Source organism: Streptomyces sp. 4F14 (assembly GCF_048159485.1).
Classification (GTDB): domain Bacteria; phylum Actinomycetota; class Actinomycetes; order Streptomycetales; family Streptomycetaceae; genus Streptomyces.
Map to the genome: position 1 here is coordinate 37,573 of NZ_JBLRVY010000032.1, position 26,968 is coordinate 64,540.

Annotated in this window: 25 protein-coding genes and 1 pseudogene; 18 read left to right on the top strand and 8 right to left on the bottom strand. The window is 70.7% G+C overall.

The annotated features are described in order from the left end of the window. Window positions 1-15: 15 nt before the first annotated feature. Window positions 16-2,160: a beta-glucosidase gene (locus tag ACLZOT_RS39825; RefSeq protein WP_416974065.1), complete on the bottom strand. Its 2,145-nt coding sequence runs from the start codon at window positions 2,158-2,160 to the stop codon at window positions 16-18. Window positions 2,161-2,390: 230 nt separating this feature from the next. Here ACLZOT_RS39825 and ACLZOT_RS39830 point away from each other — a divergent pair, with 230 nt between their 5' ends. After that, window positions 2,391-2,756: a DUF6479 family protein gene (locus tag ACLZOT_RS39830; protein WP_416974066.1), complete on the top strand. Its 366-nt coding sequence runs from the start codon at window positions 2,391-2,393 to the stop codon at window positions 2,754-2,756. 76 nt (window positions 2,757-2,832) lie between these two features. On the opposite strand, the gene ACLZOT_RS39835 is transcribed toward ACLZOT_RS39830, so the two are convergent. Beyond that, window positions 2,833-3,693: a fructosamine kinase family protein gene (locus ACLZOT_RS39835; protein ID WP_416974067.1), complete on the bottom strand. Its 861-nt coding sequence runs from the start codon at window positions 3,691-3,693 to the stop codon at window positions 2,833-2,835. A gap of 80 nt (window positions 3,694-3,773) precedes the next feature. Here ACLZOT_RS39835 and ppk2 point away from each other — a divergent pair, with 80 nt between their 5' ends. Both ppk2 and ACLZOT_RS39845 read left to right on the top strand, forming a co-directional pair. After that, window positions 3,774-4,571, top strand: a complete 798-nt coding sequence (ppk2, locus tag ACLZOT_RS39840) for a polyphosphate kinase 2 (protein WP_416974068.1) — start codon at window positions 3,774-3,776, stop codon at window positions 4,569-4,571. 145 nt (window positions 4,572-4,716) lie between these two features. Beyond that, entirely contained in the window at window positions 4,717-6,237 is a 1,521-nt protein-coding gene (locus ACLZOT_RS39845; protein WP_416974069.1) for a long-chain-fatty-acid--CoA ligase, read from the top strand. 379 nt (window positions 6,238-6,616) lie between these two features. Here ACLZOT_RS39845 and ACLZOT_RS39850 read toward each other — a convergent pair whose 3' ends face one another. Beyond that, window positions 6,617-7,189: a histidine phosphatase family protein gene (locus ACLZOT_RS39850; protein WP_416974070.1), complete on the bottom strand. Its 573-nt coding sequence runs from the start codon at window positions 7,187-7,189 to the stop codon at window positions 6,617-6,619. A gap of 106 nt (window positions 7,190-7,295) precedes the next feature. On the opposite strand from ACLZOT_RS39850, the gene ACLZOT_RS39855 reads away from it, so the two are divergent. Then, window positions 7,296-8,474, top strand: a complete 1,179-nt coding sequence (locus ACLZOT_RS39855; protein WP_416974071.1) for an acyl-CoA dehydrogenase family protein — start codon at window positions 7,296-7,298, stop codon at window positions 8,472-8,474. 116 nt (window positions 8,475-8,590) lie between these two features. Here the strand turns inward: ACLZOT_RS39855 and ACLZOT_RS39860 are convergent, their stop codons facing one another. Next, complete coding sequence (locus ACLZOT_RS39860; RefSeq protein ID WP_416974072.1) at window positions 8,591-8,965, bottom strand: winged helix-turn-helix transcriptional regulator; 375 nt, start codon at window positions 8,963-8,965, stop codon at window positions 8,591-8,593. A gap of 100 nt (window positions 8,966-9,065) precedes the next feature. Between ACLZOT_RS39860 and ACLZOT_RS39865 the strand changes: the two genes are divergently transcribed. Next, window positions 9,066-9,719, top strand: coding sequence for an FMN-dependent NADH-azoreductase (locus ACLZOT_RS39865; RefSeq protein ID WP_416974073.1), 654 nt, complete (start codon window positions 9,066-9,068; stop codon window positions 9,717-9,719). Between the two features lie 92 nt (window positions 9,720-9,811). Here ACLZOT_RS39865 and ACLZOT_RS39870 read toward each other — a convergent pair whose 3' ends face one another. Both ACLZOT_RS39870 and ACLZOT_RS39875 read right to left on the bottom strand, forming a co-directional pair. Continuing rightward, window positions 9,812-10,783, bottom strand: coding sequence for a hypothetical protein (locus ACLZOT_RS39870; protein WP_416974074.1), 972 nt, complete (start codon window positions 10,781-10,783; stop codon window positions 9,812-9,814). Window positions 10,784-10,876: 93 nt separating this feature from the next. Beyond that, a complete protein-coding gene (locus ACLZOT_RS39875; protein ID WP_416974075.1) occupies window positions 10,877-11,101 on the bottom strand; it encodes a hypothetical protein in 225 nt (74 codons plus the stop codon). Between the two features lie 775 nt (window positions 11,102-11,876). Between ACLZOT_RS39875 and ACLZOT_RS39880 the strand changes: the two genes are divergently transcribed. The 4 genes from ACLZOT_RS39880 (at window position 11,877) to ACLZOT_RS39895 (ending at window position 17,232) form a co-directional block, all read left to right on the top strand. Further along, window positions 11,877-12,308, top strand: a complete 432-nt coding sequence (locus ACLZOT_RS39880; RefSeq protein WP_416974076.1) for a MarR family winged helix-turn-helix transcriptional regulator — start codon at window positions 11,877-11,879, stop codon at window positions 12,306-12,308. Between the two features lie 266 nt (window positions 12,309-12,574). Beyond that, a complete protein-coding gene (locus ACLZOT_RS39885; protein WP_416974077.1) occupies window positions 12,575-13,354 on the top strand; it encodes an SDR family NAD(P)-dependent oxidoreductase in 780 nt (259 codons plus the stop codon). A gap of 295 nt (window positions 13,355-13,649) precedes the next feature. Continuing rightward, window positions 13,650-17,009 carry a type 2 lanthipeptide synthetase LanM family protein gene (locus ACLZOT_RS39890; protein WP_416974078.1) on the top strand — a complete coding sequence of 1,120 codons (3,360 nt, stop codon included), beginning with the start codon at window positions 13,650-13,652 and terminating at the stop codon, window positions 17,007-17,009. 82 nt (window positions 17,010-17,091) lie between these two features. Then, on the top strand, window positions 17,092-17,232 hold the full coding sequence (locus ACLZOT_RS39895; protein WP_416974079.1) for a hypothetical protein: 141 nt from the start codon (window positions 17,092-17,094) through the stop codon (window positions 17,230-17,232). Between the two features lie 42 nt (window positions 17,233-17,274). Here ACLZOT_RS39895 and ACLZOT_RS39900 read toward each other — a convergent pair whose 3' ends face one another. Then, window positions 17,275-17,601: a hypothetical protein gene (locus tag ACLZOT_RS39900; RefSeq protein ID WP_416974143.1), complete on the bottom strand. Its 327-nt coding sequence runs from the start codon at window positions 17,599-17,601 to the stop codon at window positions 17,275-17,277. A gap of 286 nt (window positions 17,602-17,887) precedes the next feature. Here ACLZOT_RS39900 and ACLZOT_RS39905 point away from each other — a divergent pair. From ACLZOT_RS39905 to ACLZOT_RS39940, 8 genes and pseudogenes are all read left to right on the top strand, one after another. Continuing rightward, window positions 17,888-18,186, top strand: a pseudogene (locus ACLZOT_RS39905) (hypothetical protein); the annotation flags it as partial. After that, window positions 18,167-18,895 (top strand): GntR family transcriptional regulator, encoded by a 729-nt coding sequence (locus ACLZOT_RS39910; protein WP_416974080.1) that lies wholly within the window; start codon window positions 18,167-18,169, stop codon window positions 18,893-18,895. The pseudogene ACLZOT_RS39905 and the gene ACLZOT_RS39910, both read left to right, overlap by 20 nt. A gap of 113 nt (window positions 18,896-19,008) precedes the next feature. After that, complete coding sequence (locus ACLZOT_RS39915) at window positions 19,009-20,079, top strand: Ldh family oxidoreductase (protein WP_416974081.1); 1,071 nt, start codon at window positions 19,009-19,011, stop codon at window positions 20,077-20,079. Further along, window positions 20,076-20,378: a putative quinol monooxygenase gene (locus ACLZOT_RS39920; protein ID WP_416974082.1), complete on the top strand. Its 303-nt coding sequence runs from the start codon at window positions 20,076-20,078 to the stop codon at window positions 20,376-20,378. Before ACLZOT_RS39915 ends, ACLZOT_RS39920 begins: the two co-directional genes overlap by 4 nt. A gap of 19 nt (window positions 20,379-20,397) precedes the next feature. Further along, window positions 20,398-20,832: a cupin domain-containing protein gene (locus ACLZOT_RS39925; protein WP_416974083.1), complete on the top strand. Its 435-nt coding sequence runs from the start codon at window positions 20,398-20,400 to the stop codon at window positions 20,830-20,832. Then, window positions 20,829-22,214 carry an aldehyde dehydrogenase family protein gene (locus tag ACLZOT_RS39930; RefSeq protein WP_416974084.1) on the top strand — a complete coding sequence of 462 codons (1,386 nt, stop codon included), beginning with the start codon at window positions 20,829-20,831 and terminating at the stop codon, window positions 22,212-22,214. The genes ACLZOT_RS39925 and ACLZOT_RS39930 overlap by 4 nt, the downstream gene beginning before the upstream one ends. Window positions 22,215-22,415: 201 nt before the next feature. Beyond that, a complete protein-coding gene (locus ACLZOT_RS39935; protein WP_416974142.1) occupies window positions 22,416-23,840 on the top strand; it encodes a CitMHS family transporter in 1,425 nt (474 codons plus the stop codon). Between the two features lie 64 nt (window positions 23,841-23,904). Beyond that, the gene (locus tag ACLZOT_RS39940; protein ID WP_416974085.1) at window positions 23,905-25,092 is read left to right on the top strand and encodes a lactonase family protein; all 1,188 of its coding nucleotides are present in this window, start codon (window positions 23,905-23,907) and stop codon (window positions 25,090-25,092) included. A gap of 262 nt (window positions 25,093-25,354) precedes the next feature. Here the strand turns inward: ACLZOT_RS39940 and ACLZOT_RS39945 are convergent, their stop codons facing one another. Then, the gene (locus tag ACLZOT_RS39945) at window positions 25,355-25,939 is read right to left on the bottom strand and encodes a TetR/AcrR family transcriptional regulator (RefSeq protein WP_416974086.1); all 585 of its coding nucleotides are present in this window, start codon (window positions 25,937-25,939) and stop codon (window positions 25,355-25,357) included. A 183-nt stretch (window positions 25,940-26,122) separates the two neighbouring features. Here ACLZOT_RS39945 and ACLZOT_RS39950 point away from each other — a divergent pair, with 183 nt between their 5' ends. After that, window positions 26,123-26,932, top strand: a complete 810-nt coding sequence (locus tag ACLZOT_RS39950) for an SDR family NAD(P)-dependent oxidoreductase (RefSeq protein ID WP_416974087.1) — start codon at window positions 26,123-26,125, stop codon at window positions 26,930-26,932. Window positions 26,933-26,968: the final 36 nt, after the last annotated feature.

Below are 26,968 nucleotides of genomic sequence, written 5' to 3' on the forward strand. Positions count from 1 at the left end.
GGTTCGGTACGGTGGCTACGCCTCCATCAGCTGCGCCAGCAGCTCCTGCGGGACCGGCTTCGGCAAGAACCCCTGGAACTGTTTGAACGGCATCGACCCGATCATCCGCAGGACGTCGTCCCCGACCATCGCCCCGCCCTCCAGTGCCTCGCGCAGCGCCGGACCCGCGACCGCGTGACCGAACCACTCCTCCACCGGCGAATCCAGCGTCAGCGGACGGGAGTAGTCGTCCCCCTCCAGCTCCAGGGCGGCCGAGGCGAGCACCACGTGCGCGTTCTGCCCGAGCTGTACCTCGTACCGGCCCGCCGTCACCGTCCAGTCCCCGCGCTCGATGTCCCAGAACGCGAACGCCCGCCGGTCCAGGGCGACTTCGACGGTCGTACTCTCGCCGGGCGCCAGTGCCACCTTCGCGAACCCGCGCAGCTCCCGTACGGGGCTCAGTACCGGACGGGGCGCCGGGGCGACGTAGATCTGCACGACGTGCTTGCCGTACCGGCCCCCGGTGTTGGTGACCGTGACCGACGCCGTCGCGGTGTCCGCGCCCGTCGCCGTCACCCGGAAGTCCGTGTGCTCGAACGACGTGTAGCTCAGACCGTGCCCGAAGGGGTGCCGGACGGCCACCTCGGCGGTCTCGTAGTACCGGTACCCGACCATCACGCCCTCCCCGTAGCGCACATGCCCTTGCCCGCCGGGGAAGTTGAGGTACGCCGGGGTGTCCTGGAGGCGGAACGGGACCGTCTCCGCGAGCCGCCCCGACGGGTTCACGCGGCCGGTGAGGACGTCCGCGATGGCGCCCCCGCCCGCCTGGCCCGGCAGCCACGCCTCGACGACGGCGTCGACACCGTCGTACCAGCCCTCCAGGCTCACCACGCTGCCGTTCAGGAGGACGACCACCGTACGGGGAGCGGCTGTTGAGACCGCGCGGATCAACTCCAGCTGGTCGGCCGGGAGGTCGATGTGGGTGCGGTCGAAGCCCTCGGACTCGTCCTCCTCGCGCAGACCGGCGAAGACCACGGCGAGGTCGGCGTCGGCGGCCTCGGCCGGGGAGTCGGTGAAGTCGACGCGGGCGTCCGGGAGTTCGGCGCGGAGTTCGTCGAGGGGGCTGTCGACGCGGGTGGCGTTGACGTGGGAGCTGCCGCCGCCCTGGTAGCGCGGGTGCCGGGCGAACTCGCCGAGGACCGCGATCCGGGCGGTCGGCGGGAGGGGGAGCGTGGCGTGGTCGTTCTTGAGGAGGACCAGGCAGTCGGCGGCGGCCTCGCGGGCCAGGGCGTGCTGGGCGTCGAGGTCGACCGCGACGGGGGCGGCCTTTGTACGGACCCGGCGGACCAGGTCGCGCAGGCGGTCCAGGGCGGTGTCCACGGCCGCCTCGTCCACGCGGCCGTCCCGCACCGCCTGCTCGACCTCCGCGTCCGAACGGCCGCCCGTGCCGGGCATCTCCAGGTCGAGGCCCGCGATCAGCGAGGCGACGCGGTCGGCCACCGCGCCCCAGTCGGAGACGACCAGGCCGTCGTACCCCCACTCCTCGCGCAGGATCTCGGCGAGGAGGTGGTGGTTCTGGGTCGCGTGGACGCCGTTGACCCGGTTGTACGCGGCCATCACCGTGGCCGGGCGGGCCTCCTTCACGGTCCGCTCGAACGCCGGGAGGTAGATCTCCCGCAGGGTGCGCTCGTCGACGTCCGCGCTGACCCGCATGCGGTCGGTCTCCTGGTTGTTCGCCGCGAAGTGCTTCACCGACGCGCCCACGCCCTGGCTCTGGACGCCGGTCACGTGCGCCGCGCCGAGTACGCCGCTGAGCAGCGGATCCTCCGAGAAGTACTCGAAGTTGCGGCCGCACAGCGGGGAGCGCTTGATGTTCACGCCGGGGCCGAGCAGGACGTCCACGCCGAGCGAGCGGGCCTCCCGGCCCAGGGCCTCGCCGACGCGGCGCAGCAGCTCCGGGTCCCAGCTGGAGGCGAGGGCCACCGCCGGGGGGAAGCAGGTCGCCGGTTCGCTGTCGTAGACCGCCGTCGCCTCGCCGGTCTGCTTGCGGACGCCGTGCGGGCCGTCGCACAGGAGGAGGGAGGGGAGGCCGGCGTCGGGCGCGTCGACGGTCGTCCACATGTCGTGGCCGGAGAGGAGGGAGGTCTTCGTGGCGAGGTCGAGGGGGGTGGGGCGGTCCATGTGCGGGTCCTCACGGGTGGCGGGCGTGGGTGAGGCCGACTCTAGGTGGGAAAAGTGAGCGGCGCTAGGTTTTCGCGGGGGTGGGGATCAAGAACCGACCTCGCCGTGTCGTGCCTTGCCGTGCCGTGCCGTGCCGTGCCTTGCCGTGCCGAAGCGGTGCGGTCCGGGACGCGGGCCACCTGGTCGGCCGGCGGAGGGTTCGGCTCCTGTTTCGGGGGTATTCGTCGGATATGAGTACCGCATCCGTCATGCTGGCCGCCCCGAGCGGCCTGCTCAGCCTGGCGTTGTTCGCGGTCGGCGTGGCCATCGTGGCCATGCTGCTGGGTGCGTTCTGGCTGGGCGCGCGTATCAGGGACCGCGAGCCTCCGTGCCCGCGCCCCGAGGAACAGCCGCACCTCCCGCCGGAAGGCGCGGTTCACGAGATCCTGGAGAACCGGGAGCCCGACGAGGTGCCCAGGGTCCAGAAGGGCGGCCACGCCCTCACTCCGTACGAACTCACCAACATGCAGACCAGGGCCAGCGCGTCGAAGAAGCGGCGCAGGTGGTCGCCGGGGTCCAGTGGATCCTTCGGCGGCGGGGGGCTCGGCGCGCACTGACCGCTCGGGGAGCCGGGGTGGGGTGAGGGCAGGAGGCGAACCGCCCCTCACCCCACCCGCCGTACGCGTCGGCCCCTCACCCCACCCGCCGCGCCGCCTCCACCGCCTGCCCCGCATACGCCCCGCCGAACAGCACCACATGCACCATCAGCGGAAACAGCTGGTGCGCCCCGACCCGCCCCCGCCACCCCTGCGCCAGCGGTGCCACCTCCTCGTACCCGGCGAGGATCTCCTCCAGGTACGGGCACCCGAAGAGCCGCAGCATGGCGAGGTCGGTCTCGCGGTGGCCGCCGTGCGCGGCGGGGTCGATGAGCCAGGCGTTCCCGTCGGTGTCCCACAGCACGTTCCCGTTCCAGAGGTCGCCGTGCAGGCGGGCCGGGGGCTCGGCGGGCCCGGCGATGGCGGGGAGCCGGTCGCAGGCGGCCTCCACCTCGGCCGCGTCGCGCGAGACCATCGCCCCCTGGTCGACGGCGGCCCGCAGATACGGCAGCACCCGGTGCTCGGCGTACCACCCGGCCCACTCGACGCCGGGGACATTCCGCATCGGGGCGAGCCCGATGTACGCCTCACCCGGCCCGCCCGGCGGCCCCGCGCCGTACGCCGGTGCCCCCGACGCGTGCAGCGCCGCGAGCCCCCGCCCGAGAGCGACCGCGCCCCCGAGGCTCGGCCGGCCCGGAGCCACCCACCGCGTCACCAGCCACGGCGCCTCGTCCCCGTACACCTCGTCCCCGTACACCTCGGGCACCGCCACCGCCCCCGCCGCCCCCAGCCACCGCAGACCGGCGGCCTCGGCGCGGGCCGCGCCGGGAGCGTCGGCGCGCTTGACAGCCACCGTGCGGCCATCGGCGAGAGCGACCTCGGCGACCGTCCCGGACAGGGGGCGGACGCGGCGGGCGGGACTGCCGGTGAGGCGGGCGGCGGCGAGACGGGCGTCCATATGGCTGCCAGCGTACGACTCCCCGAGAGCCCCTCCTTAGACTTCGGGCGTTCACCTGTGCGGCGGCGGAAAGAGGCGGTATGAAAGCGGCGGGTCCCCTCAAGCGGAAGGCGTACGAAAGTGAACTGCTGCGCCTCCAGACCGAGTTGGTGAAGCTCCAGGAGTGGGTGCGGGCGGAGGGCGCGCGGCTCGTCGTCGTGTTCGAGGGGCGGGACGCGGCCGGCAAGGGCGGCACGATCAAGCGGGTCACCGAGCACCTCAACCCGCGTGTCGCCCGGGTCGTCGCGCTGCCGAAGCCGACCGAGCGGGAGCGGACGCAGTGGTACTTCCAGCGGTACGTGGAGCACCTCCCGGCGGCCGGGGAGATCGTCCTGCTCGACCGGTCCTGGTACAACCGCGCCGGGGTCGAGCACGTGATGGGGTTCTGCACGAAGGAGGAGTACCAGCGGTTCCTGCGGCAGTGCCCGATCTTCGAGCGGATGCTCGTCGAGGACGGGATCATGCTGCGGAAGTACTGGTTCTCGGTGAGCGACGGCGAACAGCAGGACCGCTTCCGCAAGCGGCTCGACGACCCGGTGCGGCGCTGGAAACTCTCGCCGATGGACCTGGAGTCGATCACCCGCTGGGAGGCGTACTCACGGGCCAAGGACGAGATGCTGGTGCACACCGACATCCCGGAGGCACCCTGGATGGTCGTGGAGAGCGACGACAAGAAGCGCGCCCGCCTCAACATGATCGCCCACCTGCTCGGCTCGGTGCCCTACCACGAAGTCCCGCTGCCTGTCCTGGAGTTGCCGGAGCGCCCGCCGTCGACCGGGTACGTCCGACCGCCGCGCGACCTCCAGAACTACGTCCCCGACCATGCCGCAAGCCTGTGACCTGCACACACCTTTGACACCAAGATCCTTGCGACCGCGAGGTCCGCTCAACTAGCGTCCGTTGCCGGACGGTTCGTGTGGACCGTCCGCGTTGATCCTGAGATGAGGGAGGCCGTATGCCGTGCCAGTGGACGGCGGACGGATCATGACCGCGTACAACCTCGCCGGGTTCCTGGAGGACTCGGCCGCCCACCACCCGGAGCGCACCGCGATCGTGTTCGGCGAGCTGCGGCTGTCGTACGCGCAGGTCGACGCGGCCGCCGCGCAGGTCGCGAACCTGCTGGTGGAGTCGGGGATCCGGCCCGGCGACAAGGTCGCCCTGTCGATGCCGAACCTGCCCTACTTCACCTTCGCCTACTACGGCATCCTCAAGGCGGGCGCGACCGTCGTCCCGCTGAACGTGCTGCTCAAGCCGCGCGAGGTGGCCTACCACCTGAAGGACTCCGACGCGAAGGCGTTCATCGCGTTCGCGGGGACGCCCGAACTGCCCATCGGGGAGTACGCGCGCGAGGCCGTCGGCGAGGTCGACGGGGTCGAGCTGTTCGTCGTCGACCCGACGGGCGAACTGCCGTGGGCGGGGCGCCCGCCGGTCTTCGCGACGGTGGAGACCGACGAGGACGACACGGCCGTCATCCTCTACACCTCCGGGACGACCGGCCGCCCCAAGGGCGCCGAGCTGCGCCACCGCAACATGCGCGACAACGTCCTCATCGACGAGGAGCTGTTCGGGGCGTCCGTCGAGCGGCCGGACACGTTCCTGTGCGTGCTGCCGCTGTTCCACTCCTTCGGGCAGACCGTCATCCAGAACGGCGCGCTCGCGTACGGCGGGACGATCGTCATGCTGCCCCGCTTCGAGCCCGGGGCCGCGCTGAAGCTGATGCTGTCCGAGAACGTCACGTTCTTCGGGGGCGTCCCCACCATGTACTGGGCGCTGCTCGGCGCGCTCGACGACTCCGTGGACGTCGAGACCCTCGCCCGTAATCTCCGGGTCGCCGTCTCCGGCGGGTCCGCGCTGCCGCACGAGGTGCACCGGGAGTTCGGGGAGCGGTTCGGGGTGACCATCCTGGAGGGGTACGGGCTGTCCGAGACGTCCCCGGCCGCCTCGTTCTCCCGGCTCGGGCAGGAGCCCCGCGTCGGGTCGATCGGCGTGCCCGTGCCCGGGGTGGAGATGCGGCTCCTCGACGGTGACGGGTCTCCCCTGGAGGGCGGGCCCGACGCGATCGGGGAGATCGCCATCAAGGGGCACAACGTCATGAAGGGCTACTACAAGCGGCCCGACGCGACCGCCGAGGTCCTCACCGACGGCTGGTTCAGGACCGGTGACCTCGGGCGGCGGGACTCCGACGGCTTCTACTACATCGTCGACCGCGCCAAGGACATGATCATCCGGGGCGGGTTCAACGTGTACCCCCGGGAGATCGAGGAACTCCTCATGGAGCATCCCGCGGTGTCCCTGGTCGCCGTCATCGGCGTGCCGCACGCCTCGCTCGGCGAGGAGATCAAGGCCGTCGTCGTCCGCAAGGCCGGGGCCGAGGCGACCGGGGCCGAGCTGGTGGAGTGGGCCAAGGAGCGGCTCGCGGCGTACAAGTACCCGCGGGTGGTGGAGTTCGTGGACGCGCTGCCGATGACGTCGACGGGCAAGATCCTCAAGCGCGAGATCGGCTGAGACGCGGGGCGGCGGGGGCGGGGAGGCCGGGTGGGGTGACGTGTACGGGGTGCCCCCCCCGGCAGGGTGACCTGAGCGGGGTCGCCGGCTCGGGTGACCTGGGCGGGGTTGCCCGGTCGGGTGGCGTGAGCGGGGTTGCCGGGCGGGGTGATCTGGGCGGGGTGACCGCGCGGGGTGGCCTGAGCGGGACTGTCGGGTCGGGTGATCTGGGCGGGGTCGCCGGGCCGGATGGCCTGAGCGAGGTCGCCGGGCCGGATGGTCTGTGCGTGGGGAGCCTCGCTCAGGTCATCCCACTCGCAGGTTCCATCGGCCGCTCCTGCCGTTGGCCTCCATCCGTGCCAGCGGCTCGACGTCGACCCGTCAGGGAGCCTTGCCCAGGTCACCCCACCCGTAGGTTCCACCGGCCGCTCCTCCCGCTGACCTCCACCCGCGCCAGCGGCTCGACGTCCACCCGCCAGAACGCCCCCTCCGGCGCCCCCAGCACTCGTACGACGACGGCCCGCACCACCTCCGGCTCGACCACCGCGACGGTCCGCCCGGACATCTCCGCGGCCCCCTCCAGCCACCCCCCGACCCGCGCGCAGAACTCCCGCACGGACTCCCCGCCGTGCGGAGCCGCCCCCGGATCGGACAGCCATGCGGCGAGCGCCTCCGGCTCGCGGGCCCCCACCTCCGCCACCGACTCCCCGCGCCACCGCCCGGCGTCCAGCCCGGCCCACTCGGCCACCTCCACCCCGCCGTGCCCGCCGTGCCCGTCCAGCCCGAGCGCGGCGAGCGTCTCCCGGCACCGCGCGCTCGGCGAACACCAGACCCGCTCGGCGACCGGCACCCCACCGGCCGCGGCCCGCGCCGCCCGCACCCCCGCCGGATCGAGCGACCCCCCGTCGTCGAACCGCGCCGCACGCAGGGCGGGGGAGAGAGCGGGGGCGATCAGGTGCAGGCGGTGCGTCATGCCCCCATGGTGCCGCCCCCCACTGACAACGCGATCCGCCATTCCTTATTTCTGCAACACGTTCTACCGTGTGCGCCCTCAGGACACCGCCCACCCAGGAGGCGCCGTGCACCTCGACCAGACCCCCGAAGAACAGCGGCTGCGCGCGGAGTTGCGGGAGTACTTCGCGGAGTTGGTGCCCGACAACGCCTACTCCCGGCACGCCGACCCGGTCGGCGCGAAACGCTTCTACCGGGAGACGATCCGCCGCCTCGGCACGGACGGCTGGCTCGGCGTCGGCTGGCCGAAGGAGTACGGAGGCCGGGGCCTGACCCCTGTCGAGCAGTTCGTCTTCTTCGACGAAGCCGCCCAGGCGGGCGTACCCCTCCCGCTGATGGCCCTCAACACCGTCGGCCCGACGATCATGCGCTACGGCACCGACGAGCAGAAGGCGTACTTCCTGCCCCGCGTCCTCTCCGGCGAGATCGACTTCGCCATCGGTTACAGCGAACCAGGCGCGGGCACCGACCTCGCGGCGCTGAAGACGCGGGCCGTACGCGACGGCGACGAGTACGTCGTCAACGGCCAGAAGATCTGGACGACGAACGGCGACACCGCCGACTGGATCTGGCTCGCCACCCGCACCGACCCCGACGCCCCGCCCCACAAGGGCATCACGATGCTGTTGGTCCCCACCACCGACCCCGGCTACTCCTGCACGGTCATCCGCACCCTCGCCTCCCACGACACCACGGCGAGCTACTACGAGAACGTCCGTGTCCCCGTCACCCACCGCGTCGGCGCCGAGAACGAGGGCTGGTGCCTGATCACCAACCAGCTCAACCACGAGCGCGTCACCCTCGCCGCCCACGGCACGATGGCGATCCGCGCCCTCGCGGACGTCCAGCGCTGGGCCGGCGAGACCAAACTCGCCGACGGCCGCCGCGTCATCGACCTCCCCTGGGTACGCCGCCGCCTGGCCCAGACGCACGTCAGACTGGACGCCCTGAAACTCCTCAACTGGCAGATGGTGCAAGCCGTCCAGAACAACACCCTCACCCCCCAGGACGCCTCCGCCGTCAAGGTCTACGGCTCCGAGGCCCGCCGCGACGCCTACGCCTGGCTCCTGGAGATCGTCGCCGCCCCCGGTGCCCTCCAGGAGGGCTCGGCCGGCGCCGTCCTGCACGGCGAACTCGAACGCGGCTACCGCTCCGCCGTCATCTTCACCTTCGGCGGCGGCAACAACGAGATCCAGCGCGAGATCATCACGTGGATCGGGCTGGGGATGCCGAGGGTACGGCGGTAGCCCGATGTAGCCACAGCCGTCAGTTGTCGCTCACCGGGGACGCCGGTGATTGGGAGGGCCGGGGAGTCGAGATCGGGAACCCCGTCCCGCCGCTGAACAGGCATGGGCCGGCCGTGCTAGCTCCGCGCCGTCCAGGCGCACGGCTCGGTCTTCGGCAGATGGCTGTCGGACCATTCCTTGAGTTCCCGCAGTGCCGGTCTCAGCGCCGCCCCCGCTTCGGTCAGCCGGTAGGTGACGCGCAGCGGCGGCCCTTCGTCGACCTCGCGCACCACCAGTCCGGCCGCGCCGAGTTCGGTGAGCCGGTCGGAGAGCATGCGCTCGCTGATGCCGGGAATCGCCCTGCGCAGCTCGACGAAGTGCGCGGGATGCGGCATCAGGACAGCCACGATCACGCCGTTCCACCGCTTGCCGAGCAGGGCGAACACGCGGCTGATGCCTTCGTCGACCTGCTGGCACTTCTGCGCGACGTCGTTGCCCTGCTGCTCCGCCATGAGCACCAGGGTACCGGGCCGGGATAGGGGGTGAGAAAAAGTAAGTGACTGTGATATCTGTAGTCGAGTACGAAAACGAAGCGACCCTCTGGAGCTTGCCATGGCTACGCTGCTGCACCTGGACTCGTCCGCGTTCCCCGCCGGTGCCTCGTCATCGCGCGCGGTGACGGAGACCTTCCGCAAGGCATGGGAGGACCAGCACCCGGACGGCACGGTCGTCTACCGCGACCTGCACGCCGATCCCGTACCGCACATCGGCGCCGCCGCCTACACCGCCGGCTTCGCCGACCCGGCCACGCACACCCCCGAGCAGGCCGCGGCCTTCGCCGAGCGGGAGAAACTCATCGTGGAGCTGGAGCGGGCCGACGCGATCCTGATCGGCGCCCCCATGTACAACTTCTCGATCCCCTCCACCCTCAAGGCGTGGCTGGACAACGTCATCCTCATGGGCCGCACCGCCTTGACCGAGGACTCGAAGACCAAGGGCACCCCGGTCGTCGTCGTCGCCAGCCGCGGCGGTTCCTACGCCCCGGGCACGCCCCGCGAGCACATGGAGTACGTGCAGAACTATCTGACGGCGCTCCTGTCCACCATGCTCGGACTGGAGGTCGACTTCATCGTCCCGGAACTGACACTGGCCCCCACCAACCCCTCGATGAGCGAGCTGATCCCCCTCGCGGAGGCATCCCGGGCCAAGGCGTTCGACGACGCGGTCGCCAAGGCCAAGACGCTGGCCGCGCACCTCGCCGCGTAGCCCGCCGGAAAGCGGAACGCCGACGACGGCTGCACCCGGCCTCGGAAAAGGGAGTTCGGCAGCGGCTCCTCCTCGGCGCCGACGCTCCGTGGTCAGCGGTAGCCGTAGGCGTCCAGGACGGCGCCGTACCGTTCCTCGAAGAGTTTCTCGTGTTCTGGCGTGAAGTGCTCCCGCCAGGCGCCGATCCGTCCCCGGTGGAACGAGTACGCCTGGTCGTTGAAGAGATTGCCGACGAGCGCGGCGTGATCATGCTCGGAGCTGTTGCCCGTACCCAGGAAACCGGCGATGCGCAGGACTGCCGCCGACTGGCGTTCTCGCGAGCCGCCGCCGTGCGGGCCGACGAGTTCCTCGAAGGAGACCTTGCAGACAGCAGGGTGACGTAGGAGCCACAGCCCTCGTTCGAAGGCGTCGGCGCCGGGGAAGCAGGGGTCGGTGAGGGCGATGGTCAAGCGCTCCTCGAAGCTGCTCGCGGCCTTGAGGACATCGCTGTAGATCCGGTGGTCGGTGAAGCGGCCGACTCCCCGACCGGTCTCGCCGCACAGGAAGTTGACCATGGAGAGAAGCACATCGCGCGGATCGCGGTAGTTGAAGACGATCCGAGGGCTTCCCGTGTCCAGCCACTCGTTGAGGAATGCCTCGTCGGCCCGGTGCGGGTCCAGCTGGTGCAGAAACCAGCAGACCCCCGGGGGAGTGTCCGCGAAGCGGAGGGCGGAGGTCCGCGCCAGCACCCTGGACACGAGTTCCTGTGGCGGAGCCTCCTCCGCCGGGCCCCGCCAGGGAATGCCGAGCCTGTGACGCCAGGCGGCGTAGAAGGCGGTGACTCCCTCGGTGACGGCCGCGTCCACCGCGGCCCGGTCCGTGCTCGTGGTGAGTCCACGCAGTTCGTCTTCGTCGTACACCGCCGTCAGGACCCGCCACAGCGTCTCGCCCTTGAGGCTGGGCCAGGTGTCGACGGCGGCCGAGATCTCCCCGTGCAGGGAATAGCCGAACCCGGTCATCACCTCCTTCAAGAGGTGTGTCCCCGCTTTTCGCAGGGACACCACGAGGGCGTGCGTCATGGCCATGACGAGCAGTCACCGTCTCTTCCGTCACATGCGGTTGGGCAACGCACCGGGCCGACCTGTTCGGCCGGCCCGGTGGTTTATCGATCGCTTTGGTCAGTGGCAGCGCCCCGGGGTGTTGGCACCCGGCTCGCAGTAATCCTGAGTGCCGACAACGGTGCCCTCGGCCAGGGCTTCCCTGAAGGCGTCGCTGGCGACGACACGGGAAGCAGACCGCTCGGTTGCCTCTTGCGGAGAGGCGGCGAACGCGGTGGAGGGTACGAGCAGCGCGATGGTCGCGGCACCCGCAGCGGCGGCGATCGCTGACACAGAGGTCCTCATGAGAGACCTTTCGGTGGGGGGTGAGCATGGCGTCGATGAGGGCTGATAGGGCACGGATACCGGAACTCGCAGGCTATGAAAGCCTGTTACCGACCCAACGGCTCATGACTGGGCATCATCAAAGCATAATTATTTGAGAGTTCAAGTGGCTTGAAGCAAAGGAAATCCCGACGGGAGGCGGACCGGGCCGGACTCCGACCGCTGCGGCTGCTCCGATGACGAGCATGGGGCAAGAGGACTCACCGGCAACCCGCTCGTGGAGCAGCAGGGGGGACGCGCTATGCGCATAGCCATGCTCGTGGTCGTGGCTGCGACCGCCGCCCTCCTGTTCGGAACCGGGCCGACCGCTGCCACCGCCTCGCCCGGCTCCGGCACCACGCGCGGCTCGGCCCCAGGCGCCGGACAGCCCTTCGCGGACCAGGCCGCGAAAGCGCACTTGACGAAGGCTCGGATCACATGGGTCCAGGCGAAGGTCGACTACGACCTGCACCCCCCTACCGCCGACCCGGAACGGACCGGGAAGTTTCTCGTTCGGTCGGCGGGCAGGCGCCATCCGGCTCGGGCCGCGTGGAGGACAGTTCCTTCGGCAGTCGGACCGTCTCGAACGGCAGACCGCGCGGGGCGTCCCTGGGCGGGAAGCGACACGGCCTCCTCAAGGTCTCCAGGGTGAGTGCGTCCTCGCGCCTGACGGGCTGATGGTGGCGCGGGGTATCAAGGACTTGATGCACGTTCTGTGTTGTATTGTCGTTGCGTGGAGAGGGATGGCGAAGGGCCGGTGTCCGCTGACGCACTGGACCGAGTGCTGTGGGTGCTGAGGCGGACGGAGTTGGCCGTGCAGGCCCTCAAGGAGCAGCGGCTGCGCCCGCTCGGCATGGCGCCGGCGCATTATTCGCTCCTGATCGCCCTCCAGAGCGTTCCGGGCATCACCGGCGCGGAACTGTCCCGCCGCCTGAGCGTCACCCCACAGGCGGTGGCCTCACTGTTGACCCGCCTGGAGGCGCGGGGGCAACTGGAACGACGAGTTCACCCACGCCACCGGCATGTGCAGGAACTGCACCTCACCGAGGCCGGCCGGGACGCCCTGCGCCAGGCCGATCCCGTGATCGCGGAGATCGACCAGCAGGTCAACGGGAAGCTGGGCCCCGAAGGCGTCGCGCAGTTGAAGACGCTGCTTGAGCAAGTGGCCGACGCCGTACGGGAGACGTGACCGGCGGTACCGCGTCGTCACCGCGCGAACACCGCCGTCGAGAACCATCGGGAACCTGGCTGGCCCTCTGTTCGATGGGGGTGGTCACGGTGTACGTCGCCCGCAACGCCTCGCCGTCCTGCGTTGCACCCAGACCCCCCTCGGCGCAGCGGCGGTACCGCCACCTCTCCTTTCCCCTTCGCGGTGCCCCTTCACGCGGCAAGAGCGAGATGCTTGATGAGTATCAACCACTTGACACTCATCAAGTGATGATCGAGCCTGGACGCATGCCTCGCCCCGCATCACTCGTCACCGGCGCCTCCTCCGGAATCGGCGCCGCCTACGCCCGCCTCCTCGCGGCCGATCACGACCTCGTCCTGGTGGCCCGGCGCGCGGACCGGCTCAACCGACTGGCCGACGAACTCCGCGCGATCGGTGCCACGGTGGAGGTCCTGGTCGCCGATCTCTCCTCGCCCGACGGACTCGACGCAGTGACCTGCCGCCTCGCCGCAGGCGACATCCGGCTGCTGATCAGCAACGCCGGAGCCGGCGGCTACGCCCCGCTCACCGATGTCGCCCCGGCCGAAGTGGACCGGCTGCTCACCCTCAACGCGGTCGCCCCGATCCGGCTGGCACGCGCCGCCCTGCCGGGCATGCTCGCCGCGAACGAGGGCGCGGTCGTCACCGTGGCCTCCCTGCTGGCGTTCAGCGCCGACGGGAACGACCCGCTCCTGCCGCGCCGCACCCTGTACGCGGCTGCCAAAGCGAGCACGGTTACTTTCACCCGCACACTGGCGGACGAGCTCGCGGGCACAGCTGTGCGCGCGCTGGTGGTGTGCCCCGGCATGGTCGCCACGGAATGGAACGGCGGCTCCGGTCGGCGCATCCCCTCGGCGATGTCTCCGGAGGACGTGGCCTCGGCCAGCCTGGCGAGTCTGCGCTTGGGCGAGACCGTCTGCGTCCCCGGCCTGGAGGATCAGGGTGCCGCGCTGAAGGCCCTGCGAGAAGCGGAAAGCACCCTGATGAACCGCGGCGCCCGCCCGTTCCCCGCAACGCGATACCAGTAGTCAGCACACTCTCGCGGAGGCGGCCCCGCGGCGCCCGTCATCGACTTCCCTTCCTGCATCTCCGACCTCACCGCCAAGATGCTCGACCCTGACACCTGCATCGCCGACATGGACACACGACGGCTTCCCTCTCGGTGAATGGCTCTATCGACAGCGCGAACTTGCGACAAAGACCAGCAAGGAGCAGACCGGCAGGACTCCGGCCCCGTGGAAACCGGCGCACCCGCAGCGTCATGCGAAGGCCCCCCGCGCCCCCATCTCTCCCCCCACCTTCACTCCGCAATCTGGAGCTCCGATGGTTGAATCGTTGTCGGCGACCGACCCCGCGGTCACGCCCGACGTACTGGGTGTCCCCTGGGAGCTGGCTGCCTACATGCCGGAACGAGCCGGCCATGTCCCCCCGGAACTGACGGACCGGGTGCGGGGGAGTGCGCGGTTCGACGACTGGAAGCGCATGGTGCCCTTTCGGGGTACGCCACCGGACGTCGAGGCGGCACTGTCGCCGTTCGGGACGGGCGCAGACGAACTGACCGCCCTGCTCGGTGAGACACCGGAGTCGTTGCGGGAGCGGCTGGGGAAGCCACCGCAGTGGACCGACGACTTCGCCGGCGCCTGGGAGAAGTTCCCGCCGGGCAGCGACAGTTGGGGTTCGCTGCCTGAGGGTCCGGGGTTTCTGGAAGTCGCCCGGCCGCTGTTGGCCCAGGCCCGGGAGGGCCTGCTGACCGACCTCGCACCGCTGGCCGACCGGATCGCGGCCGTCCCGGAACTGGCCCGGCTGCCCGAACTCCTGGCGGACTCACTGCCGTTGCACGCCTTGCGGCTCACCGTCCGGCGCATGTGCGTGCTCGAACTCAACGTGGCCCGGGTGGCGGGCCGGCTGGCGGGCGACAGCACCGAGGACCGTTTCCGGGAATTCTGCGGGTTGTTGCGCGACCCGGAGTACGCGCTGGCTCTGTGGCGGGAGTACCCCGTGCTCGCCCGGCACCAGGTGGAGTTGCTGAACGGCTGGCGCAAGGCCCGGCTGGAGTTCGCCACGCACCTGCTGGCCGACTTCCCCGCGCTGGCGGACACGGTGTGGGGCGGCGATCGGCCGGGCGACATCGAGGCGGTCGACTTCGGCGCTGGGGACACCCACCGGGGCGGCCGTTCGGTCGCGGTCACGCGGTTCGAGAACGCCCGGGTCGTGTACAAGCCGCGTGCCCTCGACGGCGACCTGGCCTTCAACCGGTACATCGAGTGGTTCAACGGCTGCCGACCGCGCCATCGACTGCGCGTGCCGAGGGTACTCAGCCGATCGGACCATGGCTGGAGCGAGTTCGCCGAACACACGGCGTGTGCCGACGCAGGCGAGGTATCCGCTTTCTACTGGCGTACCGGCGCGTTGCTGGCGCTGCTGTACAGCCTCAACGCCAGGGACTTCCACCTGGAGAACGTGATCGCCGCGGGCGACTGTCCGGTGGCGATCGACTTGGAGGCGCTGTTCCATGTGGGGCAGGGCGGGGCCCACGGTCGGCCGGGGCCCGCGGACCCGGCCGCCGAGGCGCTGGAGTCGTCGGTGATCGGTGTCGGGCTGTTGCCGAAGCCGCTGGTGGTGCGGGACGAGGAGACCGACCGGTTCCACCTGGTCGACACCAGCGGGATCGCAGCGGCCGAGTGGGTGTCGAGCGCGGCCCCGGTCGCCGTCGCGGAGGCCGCGGGCACCGACGAGATGCGCATCGTACGCAGGCACATCACGCACCCGGGCGCGGCCAATCGCCCCCGACTGGCCAACGGCACCCGCCCGGACCCCGCCGCCCACCGTGAGCAGGTGATCGAAGGCTTCACCTTTGCCTATGAGCGCATACGAGCGGACCGCGCGGAACTGTTGCGCCCGGGTGGGCTGATCGACGGCTTCCTCGGGGCGCGGATGCGCCTCATCCTCCGTCCGACACGGACCTACGCCCGGCTCCTGGAGGAGAGCACACACCCCGACTTCCTGCGGGACGCACTCGACCGGGACCGTTCCCTGGCCCGCCTGTGCCAGGGTCTCGCCGACCGCCGGGACCGCCTCCCGCTGATGGCCGCCGAGATACGGGCGCTGCGCGGTGGGGACATCCCCCTCTTCACGACCCGACCGGACTCCCGCGACGTCTGGCTGGACGACGGCGACCGCGTCCCTGCCGTACTCCCTGTCCCGCCGATCGATGCCGTACGCGACCACGTCCGACGGATGGGCGACACGGACCTGGCCTTCCAACTACGCATGATGGAGACCTCCTACGACATCGCCGGGGCGGCCCAGCGACCTGGGCCGGCCGTCCCGGCCGCCCGGCCGGTCCCGCCCGACGGAGTGTCGAGCGACGAACTCGTCGGACACGCCGAGGAGATCGGCCGACGGCTGATGGACGTGGCCCTGCGGGACGGTGACCGTATCGGCTGGCTGGGTCTGTCCTGGGCCGACGAGAACCACTGGCGGATCGCACCGGCGGGCCCCGATCTCTATCAGGGCCTGCCCGGCATCGGCATGCTGCTGACCTACCTGGCCGTCGAGACCGGGCGTCCGCTGTGGGCGGAGCAGGCGAGGCTGGTCGCGGGCACGGTGGCAGCGCGGTTGCGGACGTTCGTCGACACCTTCGAGACTCCCCGCCCCGGAACCGACCCGAGTAACAGGACGGGCTACTTCGGAGAAGCCGCAGGGGCGGTCAACTTCCTCCTCCACGCGGGACAGGCGCTCGGCGACAGCGAACTCCCGCTGGTCGGTCACGCCCTGCCGGTACTGGCACAGCTCCTGCGGTACGACAGGGACCACGACGTGGTGGCGGGCAACGCCGGCCTGCTGCTGACCATGCTGGCGGTGCACGAGGTACTGCCGTCGGCCGGAGCGCTGCCGATCGCGCAGGCATGCGCGGACGAGCTGATCGAGCGTCGGGTGCGGACGGAGCACGGCTGCGGTTGGCCGGGCCCGGCCGCACCCGGGATCCCGCTGGCGGGAATGGCCCACGGCACCGCCGGTATCGCGCTGGCCTTGGCCCGGCTGCACCGGATCGCCCCGGACCAGCGCCTCGTGGACACCATCGAGGCCGCGCTCCACCACGAGAACTCCCTCTACGACCCCGGCCTCGGCAACTGGCGTGACCTGCGCAGCCTGCCGGATCACATGAGAGCCGGCTCGACCCACGCCTGGTGCCACGGCGCTCCGGGCATCGGGCTCGCCCGCCACGAGATGCTCACCTGCGACCCCGACAGACTCCTGCCCGAACAACTGCGCAGAACTCTGGAGGCGGACCTCGCCACCGCGCTGGACGCGACCTGGCGCGCTATGGCCGGACCCGCCGGTTACGTCGGCGTGGGCAACCACAACATCTGCCACGGCGACCTGGGCAACGCCGAACTCCTCGTGGTCGCAGGGCGGACGGCACGACATCCGATCCGGCCCGAGCGACTTGTCGCTGCTGTCCTGGCCGATGTCCGCCGACGCGGCTGGCGATGCGGGCTGCGTACCGACAGCAGCGCGGTCGGCCTGATGCCGGGAATCGCCGGTATCGGCTACCAACTTCTGCACTTCGCCCGCCCCGACAGAGTCCCGTCGATTCTGCGCATGCAGCCGCCGAGGACCGGGACAGCTGTTTCCGCGCCCACTCAGGAGATATCCGCCGTATCGAATGGGAATTCCTAGGAATTTCCCCACAGATTCCACTGGAGCCGTACGAGAATGGCTGCGGTGGTACCCCATGGAAAATCCAGAAAGAGGTACTGATATGAATGAGACGTACATCCGTATCGCATTGACCGGTGACGCGAACCCGGCCGGCACCGTATCCCTTGAGGACGACACCCTGGAAGACCTCGCGGGCCTCACCATCACCGACAACCCCACCTGTCACCCCATCTGCGGCTGACTCGAATCCGTCGGCAGCGCCGCCCGGCACCGGGCGGCGCTGTCACCTTGAGGTGGTCCAGGCTGAAGACGGTGCGCTGGAAGAAGTCGCCGCCCTACGGACCGTCGGAGTACTGGTCGAGGGAGACGATGAACTCGACCTCGGTGGCCCGTTCCGAGGCCGGTAGAGGGAGCGGTCGTACATCAGGGAGGGGTCGTCGTGTGCGGTGCCGGCGCGGTCGTGGCTTTCTGGTGCGGGGCCGGTGACCGCACCCAGGTTCGGCTGGGCCACCGCGCCCGGGGCGCTGCCGATCTGGCGGAAGGTGTTGTTGCCGGCCGCCGTCCTGCCCGCGAGCTGGTACGTCACGGAGGTCACGGCGGTGGCCGCCATCGGCGTCGAGGGTGGTCAAGGACAGCAGGGACGCGGCGACGACGATCGTCGAACTCAGGCGGCCGACGAGATTCTGAAGGCCGCGGCGAGTCTCTTCGCGTCAATGTCAGGCTGTTGGCGATCGGTGGGCGTGCACGGGCCGAACTCGCCTGTGGTGTCGAGCCGATCTGCCGTGTGCTGACCTGGCACGGCTGCATCGGCATCGCCGGCGCGGTGCACCGCAAGAAGGTGATCACCACTCTCCCCGACCCGGCCGTCGGCTGGTCGATGTCGGCGAGGGCAGCAGTTCCCCTCCGCCGCCCACCTCGCCGCCTACGCCGGTCTCGCCCCCGGCAACTCGAACGGGCCTTCTTCCTGTCCGCCTTCGCGGCCCTGGCCGACCCGGCGTCCCGCACCTACTACGACAAGAAGATCGCCCGGGGAAAGCACCACACCCACGCCCCCCTCTGCCTCGCGAGCCGACGTGCTCTTCTCAGCCGTCACCGACACCGGTGGGCGGTGGACCGGTCGGATGACCTCGCTAGTCTGTATACACAGGTGTGCGGCATGATCGACGAGGAGTTCCGTGGCTCGGGCAACCGGTAAGAGCGAGGCGGTCTACGAGCGGCTGAAGGGAGACATCGAGTCGTTGCGGCTGCGGCCGGGGGCCAGGCTGAGCGAGGTGCAGCTGGGTGAGGAGCTCGGTGCCTCGCGGACGCCGGTCCGGGAGGCGATCCGACGGCTGGCCCGTGAGGGGCTGGTCGATTTCGCCCCGGGGGAGGTGGCCCGGGTGGCCGCGATCTCGCTGGGCGGGGTGCGGGCCCTGTTCGAGTTCCGGATGCTGTTGGAGCCCCGTGCGGCCGCGTCGGTCGCGACGGCAGGGGTGGCCGACGAGCGCGTGCTGGTGCCGTTCCGCGCACTGCTGGAGCGGCTTGAGGAGTTCGACGAGTCCTTCCGCGCACGGGATGCCGTCGCGCAGACGCGGTCCTTCCAGGAGTTCTACGAGGTGACCGAGGGTTTCGACCAGGCCGTCATCGCCGCCTGCCGCAACACCTACCTCGCCCGGACGATCCGTGACCTGCGCAGCGAGACCGTACGGCTGCGGCATCTGTCGCACAGCGGTCCGCGCCGCATGCTCACGTCGCTGGAGGAGCACCGCGCGATGCTGAAGGCGATCGTGCGGGGGGACGCGCAGGCGGCGGAGGCGGCCGGCCGGCACCATCTGCTCCAGACCCTCCAGGCGCTCATCGAGAGTCTGACCGGCCAGGATTTCGCGATCGGCGCCGACGTCCACGTGGACGTCGCCCGCCCGTAGCCCGTCCCTGTCCACACCTCTCGGTACGGCTGTCGGCCGCGCCCGTGACTTCCGCACGAGCCATCCTGTATACAGGAGTGGATACATCATCTCTCGATACGAGGGGCCGTTTCATGCCGCATACCGTCGGCGCCGCCGACCTGCTCGGGTTCGCCGCCGCCACCACCGAAGCACACGGCGTTCCGCCCGCGGACGCCCGTCTGCTCGCGGACACCCTGGTGACCGCCGAGCTGTGGGGTCATCCGTCCCACGGGATGCTGCGCCTGCCCTGGTACCTCGGGCGTCTCGCGAGCGGGGCGACCGCGGCGGTCGCGGCCCCCGAGGTCGTGAGCGACAGCGGCGCCGTCCTGGTCGTGGACGGGTGTGACGGTCTCGGCCAGGTGCTCACCGACCACGCGGTGACGTGGGGTGTGGAGCGTGCCCGCCGGCACGGCATCAGCGCGGTCGGGGTCCGCAACTCCGGTCACTTCGGTACGGCCGCGTACTTCACCCGCAAGGCCGCCGAACAGGGCTGTGTGGCGCTGCTGGCCACCAACGCCAGTCCCGCGATGGCCCCTTGGGGCGGGCGGGAGAAGCGTGTCGGCACCAACCCGTGGTCGATCGCCGCTCCGGGCGGCCGCTACGGCACGGTCGTGATGGACATCGCCAACACCGCCGTCGCGCGCGGCAAGATCTACCACGCCGAGGAGCGTGGCGAGCCCATCCCCGCAGGCTGGGCGGCCGACGCGGACGGCGTGCCCACCACCGACCCGCGCCGCGCCATCGAGGGACTGATCCTGCCCATGGCCGGCCACAAGGGCTACGCCATCTCCTTCATGTTCGACGTGCTGGCGGGCGTGCTCACCGGCAGTGCCTTCGGCTCGGCGGTCGTCGGCCCCTACCACGCCACCGGCCGCAGCGGCGTCGGCCACCTGCTGATCTGCGTCGACATCGCGGCCATGGCCGATCCGGCCGAGTTCGAACAGCGGATGGAGACCCTGGTCGAGGAGACCAAGCACACTCCCGCCGCCCCGGGCACGGCGGAGGTCTTCGTCCCCGGCGAGCCGGAGGCCCGCACCGCCGAGCGCCTGCGCGGCGAGGGCATCACCCTCGCCGACGGCACCTGGTCCTCCCTCGGCCGTATCGCCGACGCCACCGCCGTACCTCTGCCCGCCCCCGTCACCCCGCAGGAGTTGTCCGCATGATCGCGCTGACCGTGTCCCTCCAGGTTCGTCCCGGCTGCCGGGACGACTTCCTCCAGGCCATCGAGGAGAACGCCGAGCGTTCCTTCACCGACGAACCCGGCTGCCGCTACTTCGACGTCGTCTGCGACCTGGCCGACGACCACCACTTCGTCTTCCACGAGATCTACGACGACGAGGCGGCCGTCGAGGCCCACCGCTCCGCGCCTCACTTCAAGGTCTGGCGCGAGGCCGCGGGGAAGTACGTCGTCCCCGGCAGCCAGGTCAACACCCTCTCCCGCCGCCTCCTCCACCACTCCTGACCTCGATCGGAGCCGCCGCATGCGCACCGAACCCGCCGCACCGAACCTGATCGTCCACCCCGACCGGGTCGAACGCTTCGACCGCGGGGGAGGGGTGGCCACCGTCCCGTACGTCGGCAAGTGGAATTCGGCACTGGCCGTCATCACCACCGGCCAGACCGTTTTCCAGCCCGGCACCGGCCTGCCCCTGCACAGCCACAATGTCGAGGAGTCCGTCCTGATCCTCGAAGGCGAGGCGACCGCCGAGATCGACGGAGCGTTCTTCGACCTGGAGGCCGGCCAGGCGACCTGGGTGCCGGCCGGGGTGCCGCACCGGTTCTTCAACCGCGGCGAGGGCGTCATGCGGATCTACTGGGTCTACGGCGGCCGGGACGTCACCCGCACCATCACCGCCACCGGCGAGACCTTCGAGCACCTGTCCGCGAACGACAAGGGAGGGGCACCCACCGCATGAGCGCCATCGTCCGCACGACCAACCCCGCCACGGGGCAGCCGCTCGCCGAGTACGAGGCGTGGGACACCGTACGGATCGAGGCGGCTGTGGAGCGTGCTCATGCCGCCGCCCGCGCCTGGGCCCTGGTTCCCGTTGCCGAACGGGCCGCCCGTGTAGGTCACTTGGCCACCGTCCTGCGTGAACACCGGCAACCCCTGGCCCAGCTGGCCGTCACCGAGATGGGCAAGCCGGTCGTCGAGGCGGAGGGCGAGGTGAGCAAGTCCGCACTGACCGCCGCGTACTACGCCGAGCACGGCCCGGACATCCTCGCCGACGAACGCGTGGCCGTCGACGGAGCCGAAGCCTGGGTCGCCCACGAGCCGGCCGGTCTGGTCCTGGCGGTCATGCCGTGGAACTTCCCGGTCTGGCAGGTCATGCGCTTCGCGGTCCCGTCCCTGGTGGCGGGCAACGGGATTCTGCTCAAGCACGCCCCCGACGTCACCGGCAGCGCGCTCGCCCTGGAGAAGCTCTTCGTCGAGGCCGGCTTTCCCGAGCACCTGGTGACCACGCTGGTGATCGCCGAGGCGGACGTGCCGGGGGCCGTCGCCCGGCTCATCGAGGACGACCGCGTCGCCGCCGTCACCCTGACCGGAAGCAACCGGGCGGGCGCGGCCGTGGGATCGGCTGCCGGGCGCGCGGCGAAGAAGTCCGTACTGGAACTGGGCGGTTCGGACGCCTTCCTGGTCCTGGACGACGCCGATGCCGCATCAGCCGCAGCGGCGGCGGTGAAGGCACGTTTCACCAATTCCGGCCAGAGTTGCGTGTGCGCGAAGCGGTTCATCGTCGCCGCCCCGGTGGCGGACGCCTTCACCGCCGCGTTCGTGGCGGCCGTCGAAGCCCTGCGGGTCGGCGATCCGCAGGGCCGGGAGACTCAGGTCGGCCCGCTCGCCCGCGATGACCTGCGGGCCGCGATCCAGCGACAGACCGAGGAGTCCGTCGCCGCCGGTGCCCGCCTGCTGACCGGAGGCGAACCACTCCCCGGAGAGGGGTACTTCTACCGGCCGACCGTGCTGGCGGACACCGGCCCGGGGATGCCCGTGTTCGACGAGGAGACCTTCGGGCCACTCGCCGCCATCACCGTCGCCCGGGACGACGAGGATGCCGTACGTCTCGCGAACGCCACCCCCTACGGACTCGGCCTGAGCGTCTGGACCTCCGAGCCGAGCCGCGGTGTGGCGCTGGCCCGCCGGATCACCAGCGGCGCGGCCTTCGTCAACGCGATCGTCGCCTCCGACCCGCGCCTGCCCTTCGGCGGCACCAAGCGCAGCGGCTACGGCCGCGAACTGGCGGCCGCCGGCATCCGCGAGTTCACCAACACGCGCACCTACTGGGTCACCGCCTGACCGGATCGGGCCCCGGACCGACCCCTCCCAGGACCTGTCTGCCGTCTCCGGGCAGACAGGTCCTCGGGCTGCCCGGAGACCGGTGAATCCCGCCTCTGACCTGCTGTTTTTCCGGCCATCTGAGGTCGACACGAGTCTATACAGCGCTGGATTCATAGCTGTATACAGACCATGTCACGGCTTCATGGAAGGGAGATGATGATGCTGGTCCTCCTGGGATTCGCGATGATCGCGACGTTCCTCTACCTGGTCATGAGCAAGCGCGTGGTGCCTGTCGCCGCCCTCGTCCTGGTGCCCCTCGTCTTCGGTCTGGCGGCGGGAGGGGGGCTCGGGCTCGCGGACGACATCACGCAGTCGATCGAGGACGTCGCGCCCACCGCCGCCCTGCTGTTCTTCGCCATCACGTTCTTCGGCATCATGATCGACGTCGGTCTCTTCGACCCGCTGATCAGGACGATCCTGCGCGTGGTGGGACATGATCCGGCGAAGATCGTCGTCGGCACGGCGCTGCTCGCCTCGATCGTCTCCCTCGACGGCGACGGTTCCACGACGTTCATCATCGTCACCTCGGCCTTTCTGCCGATCTACCTCCGTCTCGGCATGAGCCCCGTCGTCCTGACCTGCGTGACGGCCACCGCCAACGGTGTGCTCAACACCGTGCCGTGGGGCGGCTCCACCGCCCGTGCGGCAGCGGCCCTGAAGGTCTCACCGATCGACATCTTCGTGCCGATGATCCCCGCGATCACCGCCGGCCTCATGGCCGCCCTTGTCTTCGCCTACCTCCTCGGCCGCGGCGAACGCATCCGCCTGGGCGCCGTGGTGGAACTCCGCGACGGCGTCCTGGGCAAGGGGAGCGGCTCCGGCCGGGCCGCCCCGGCCCCGGGCACCACCTCGATCACCTTGGCGACCGGCCCCTCGAAAGACGATGCCCTCTCGGCCGGGACCGGCCGACGGCCCGGGACGGACACCGCGGTGATCTCCTCCGACGGCACCATCAACCGGCCCGACGCGCGCCCGAAGCTGCTGTGGCTCAACCTCGGACTCACCCTCGCCGTGATGGCGCTCCTGGTGGAGGGCACCGTCGAACCCGCCGTCCTCTTCCTCGCCGCCGTGGCGATCGCGCTCGTCGTCAACTTCCCCCGCGTCGCGGAGCAGCGGGAGCACCTCCAGGCGCACGCCTCCAGCGTCGTCGGTGTCGTCGGTATGGTCTTCGCCGCCACCGTCCTCACCGGTGTCCTCAGCGGCAGCGGCATGGTGGAGGCGATGGCGGACTGGCTGGTGGGCATCATCCCCGACTCGCTCGGCGCGCACTTCCCCGTCATCACCGGCCTGCTGTCCATCCCGATGACCTTCTTCACCAGCAACGACGCCTTCTACTTCGGCATGCTGCCGGTCCTCGACGAGACCGCCTCCCACTACGGTGTCTCCTCGCTGGAGATGGCCCGCGCCTCCCTCGTCGGCCAGCCCCTGCACCAGTCCAGCCCGATCGTCGCGTCCTTCCTGCTGCTCGTCGGGCTGGCCAAGGTCGACCTGGGGGATCACCACCGCAAGACGATCTGGCGGGCCGTGATCGTCGGACTGATCATGCTCGCCGTCGGGGGCCTGACCCTCGCCTTCCCTCTCTGACCCGGCCCTTCCCGTCCGGGAGCCCCTCAGACCGCCTCATCCCCGATCCGCAGGAGCCGCACCCGTGACGGTCCCCGACACCTCCCGCAGAGCCGTCCTCACCCTCGCCGCCGGTGCCGCCCTCGCCCCAGCACCCGCCGCCTTCCCGGCACCGCAGCCCACCCGTCCCGCCACGTCGCCGCGTTTCGCTTACGTCGGCTGTTACACCACCACCCCACGAGACGGACACGGCAAGGGGATAGCCGTGTTCCGTGTGGACGGGCCCGGCCGCTGGCGGCAGGTCGACGTCACCGACGTCCTCCCCAACCCGTCCTTCCTCACCCTCGATCACACCCAGTCGTTCCTCTACGCCGTCCACGGCGATCTCGACCAGGTCAGCGCCTACGCCGTCCACCGCCGCACCGGACGTCTCACCCCACTCGGCACCCGGCCGAGCGAGGGCACGAACCCCGTCCACCTCGCCCTCACCCCCGACAACCGGCGCCTTCTCGTGGCCAACTACGCCACCGGTACCCTCGCCGTCCTGCCCCGCGCCGCGGACGGCCGCCTCGGGCCGGCCGACCAGGTCGTCGCACTGACCGGCACCCCCGGCCCCCACCGCACTCAGCAGACCGGCCCGCACCCCCACCACATCCCCGTCGCCCCCGACGGACGTCACGTCCTGGTCCCCGACAAAGGCACCGACCGCATCCACCACTTCACCTACGACACGGCCGCCGGACGCCTGACCCCGGCCACCCCCGCGACCACCGCGGTCCGCTCCGGCGCGGGCCCCCGCCACCTGGCCTACCACCCCCACCTGCCGCTGGCCTACGTCGCCGACGAACTGAACTCCCAGGTCACCACGTACTCCTACGACCCCGCGACCGGCGCCCTCACCCCGCGCTCCTGGCTGCCGAGCCTGCCGCCCACCTACACCGGCGACAACACCGCGGCCGGGATCCAACTCACCCCCGACGCACGCTTTCTGTTCGTCTCCAACCGAGGCCACGACAGCATCGCCACCTACGCCGTCCGCGACGACGGCACCCTGCACACCCCGCGCTGGACGCCGTCCGGCGGCGGGCAGCCCCGGTTCTTCACCACCGATCCCTCCGGCGCCACCCTCTACGCGGCGAACCAGGCGACCGACACCATCACGGCCTTCCACCTCACCCGGGAGGGCACCCTGCGGCCCACCGGCAGAACCGTGCCCACCGGATCGCCGGTCTGCATCGTCTTCTCGACCGAGGACGGGCACCGCGGCGGCTGACCGGGCGGCGGAGAGCTCGGGGACGGGCTGATGCCGATGGGCAACCCGTGCATGCCGACAGGGCAGGAAGTGGAAGGCGTGCTTGCGGCGGCGGAAGCAGTCCCATGCGATCGGCCCGAGTTCGGCCAGAGCCGCCTTGAGTTCCCCGTGCCGCCGGACACCTCGAAATGGAACTCAGCCTCGCGACACCACCGGTTCAGCCGCGAGCCCGCGACCAGCCGGCCCATCCCGGTTGGCGAAAGCGCAGGTCAGCTCGGTGTGTTCAGTCGTGGGGCCCCATGCCGCGGAGGAACGTGTCGACGACGAGCGTGGCCAGCGCGTCCGCGTTCTGTCGTACCTGGTCCGGGTCGAGATCCGCGCCGCCTCCGTGCTGGGCCTCGTCGACGAGGGCGTAGTAGACCCGCTGCGCCCACACGAGGTCCGTGTCCGGGGCGAGGAGCCCCTCGCGCTGGGCCCGGGCGAAGAACTGGAGGGTGCCGGCGTTGATCTCGGACCAGATCTCCGCCGTGAGGGGGGCGTCCGCGAGGGGGTGGCCGAGGGTGAACCGCCAGACGCTCTTGGTCCGCAGGACGTTCGCCGTGACGCGGTGCAGCGCCACGAGCGGTGGGGCGGTGTCCATGTGGGCGTCTTCCACGCACTCCATGAGCTGTCGCTTCGCCGAGGCGCCGAGCGCTTCGATGAGGGCCTGACGGTTGGCGAAACGCCGGTGGACGGTCGTTCTGGCCACTCCCGCCTGCTCGGCGATCTGCTCCATGGAGGCCCCGGGATCTTCGGCGAGCACCTGCTCGGCCGCTTCCAGAATCACGCGCACGCTGCGCGCGGCATCTGCCCGTAGGGGTCGGCCCATGACCTCTCCACTCCCGTAGTTGATTCGTGACGCACCGAAGACCATACGCCTGACCTGCGGATTTGTGCATATTTGCGACAGGTTCGTTGTGCGTGAATATAAAAATGAGACGATGGTGATGCCGTTAGCTCCATTAACTGCTACATTAATGTGTCAGATAGGGATTGAAAGGAGCGAGGTGTCATGAACAAGATCGACTACCGCACCCAGACCACACTGATCACCGGAGCGAGTGCGGGGCTCGGCGCGGAGTTCGCCCGTCAGCTCGCCGAGCGTGGTTCGGACCTCGTGCTGGTCGCCCGCCGCGCGGACCGGCTGGAGGCCCTGGCCGACGAACTGTCCGCGAAGTACCGGGTCACCGTCACGGCGGTGCCGTTCGACCTCACCGCACCGGACGCGGGCGAAGCACTGGCCGAGGAGGTGGCCCGGCGCGGGATCACCGTCACCAGCCTCGTGAACAACGCCGGCTTCGGCACCCACGCCCCCTTCCGCCAGGAGGACGCGAAGCAGGTCCGGCAGGAGATCGGCCTGAACGTGACCAGCCTGGTCGACGTCACCAGGGCGTTCGTCGGTCAGCTGACCGGGGTCCTGGTCAACGTCGCCAGCTCCCTCGGGTATCAGCCGTGGCCGAACGCCGCTGTCTACGGGGCGACGAAGGCGTTCGTGCTGAGTTTCACCGAGGCGTTGTGGGAGGAGTCGCGGGGGACCGGGCTGCGTGTGCTCGCTCTCTCCCCGGGCCCGACCCGCACCGAGTTCTTCGACGCGCTCGGCTCGGACGACATGGCCCGCGGGGTCCGGATGCAGACCCCGAGCCAGGTCGTCGCCACCGCCCTGCGCACGCTGGACCGGCGCAACCCGCCGCCCAGTGTCGTCTCCGGCACCTTCAACTGGATGACCACCCTGACCTCGCGTTTCACCACCCGCCGAGCCAACGTTCTGGCCTTCGGCGCGCTGACCCGCTGGCAGACGCGCTCGACCGGGCCGGGCCACTGACATTCCTCGGGCCACCGCCGGACGGACCGCCGCGCC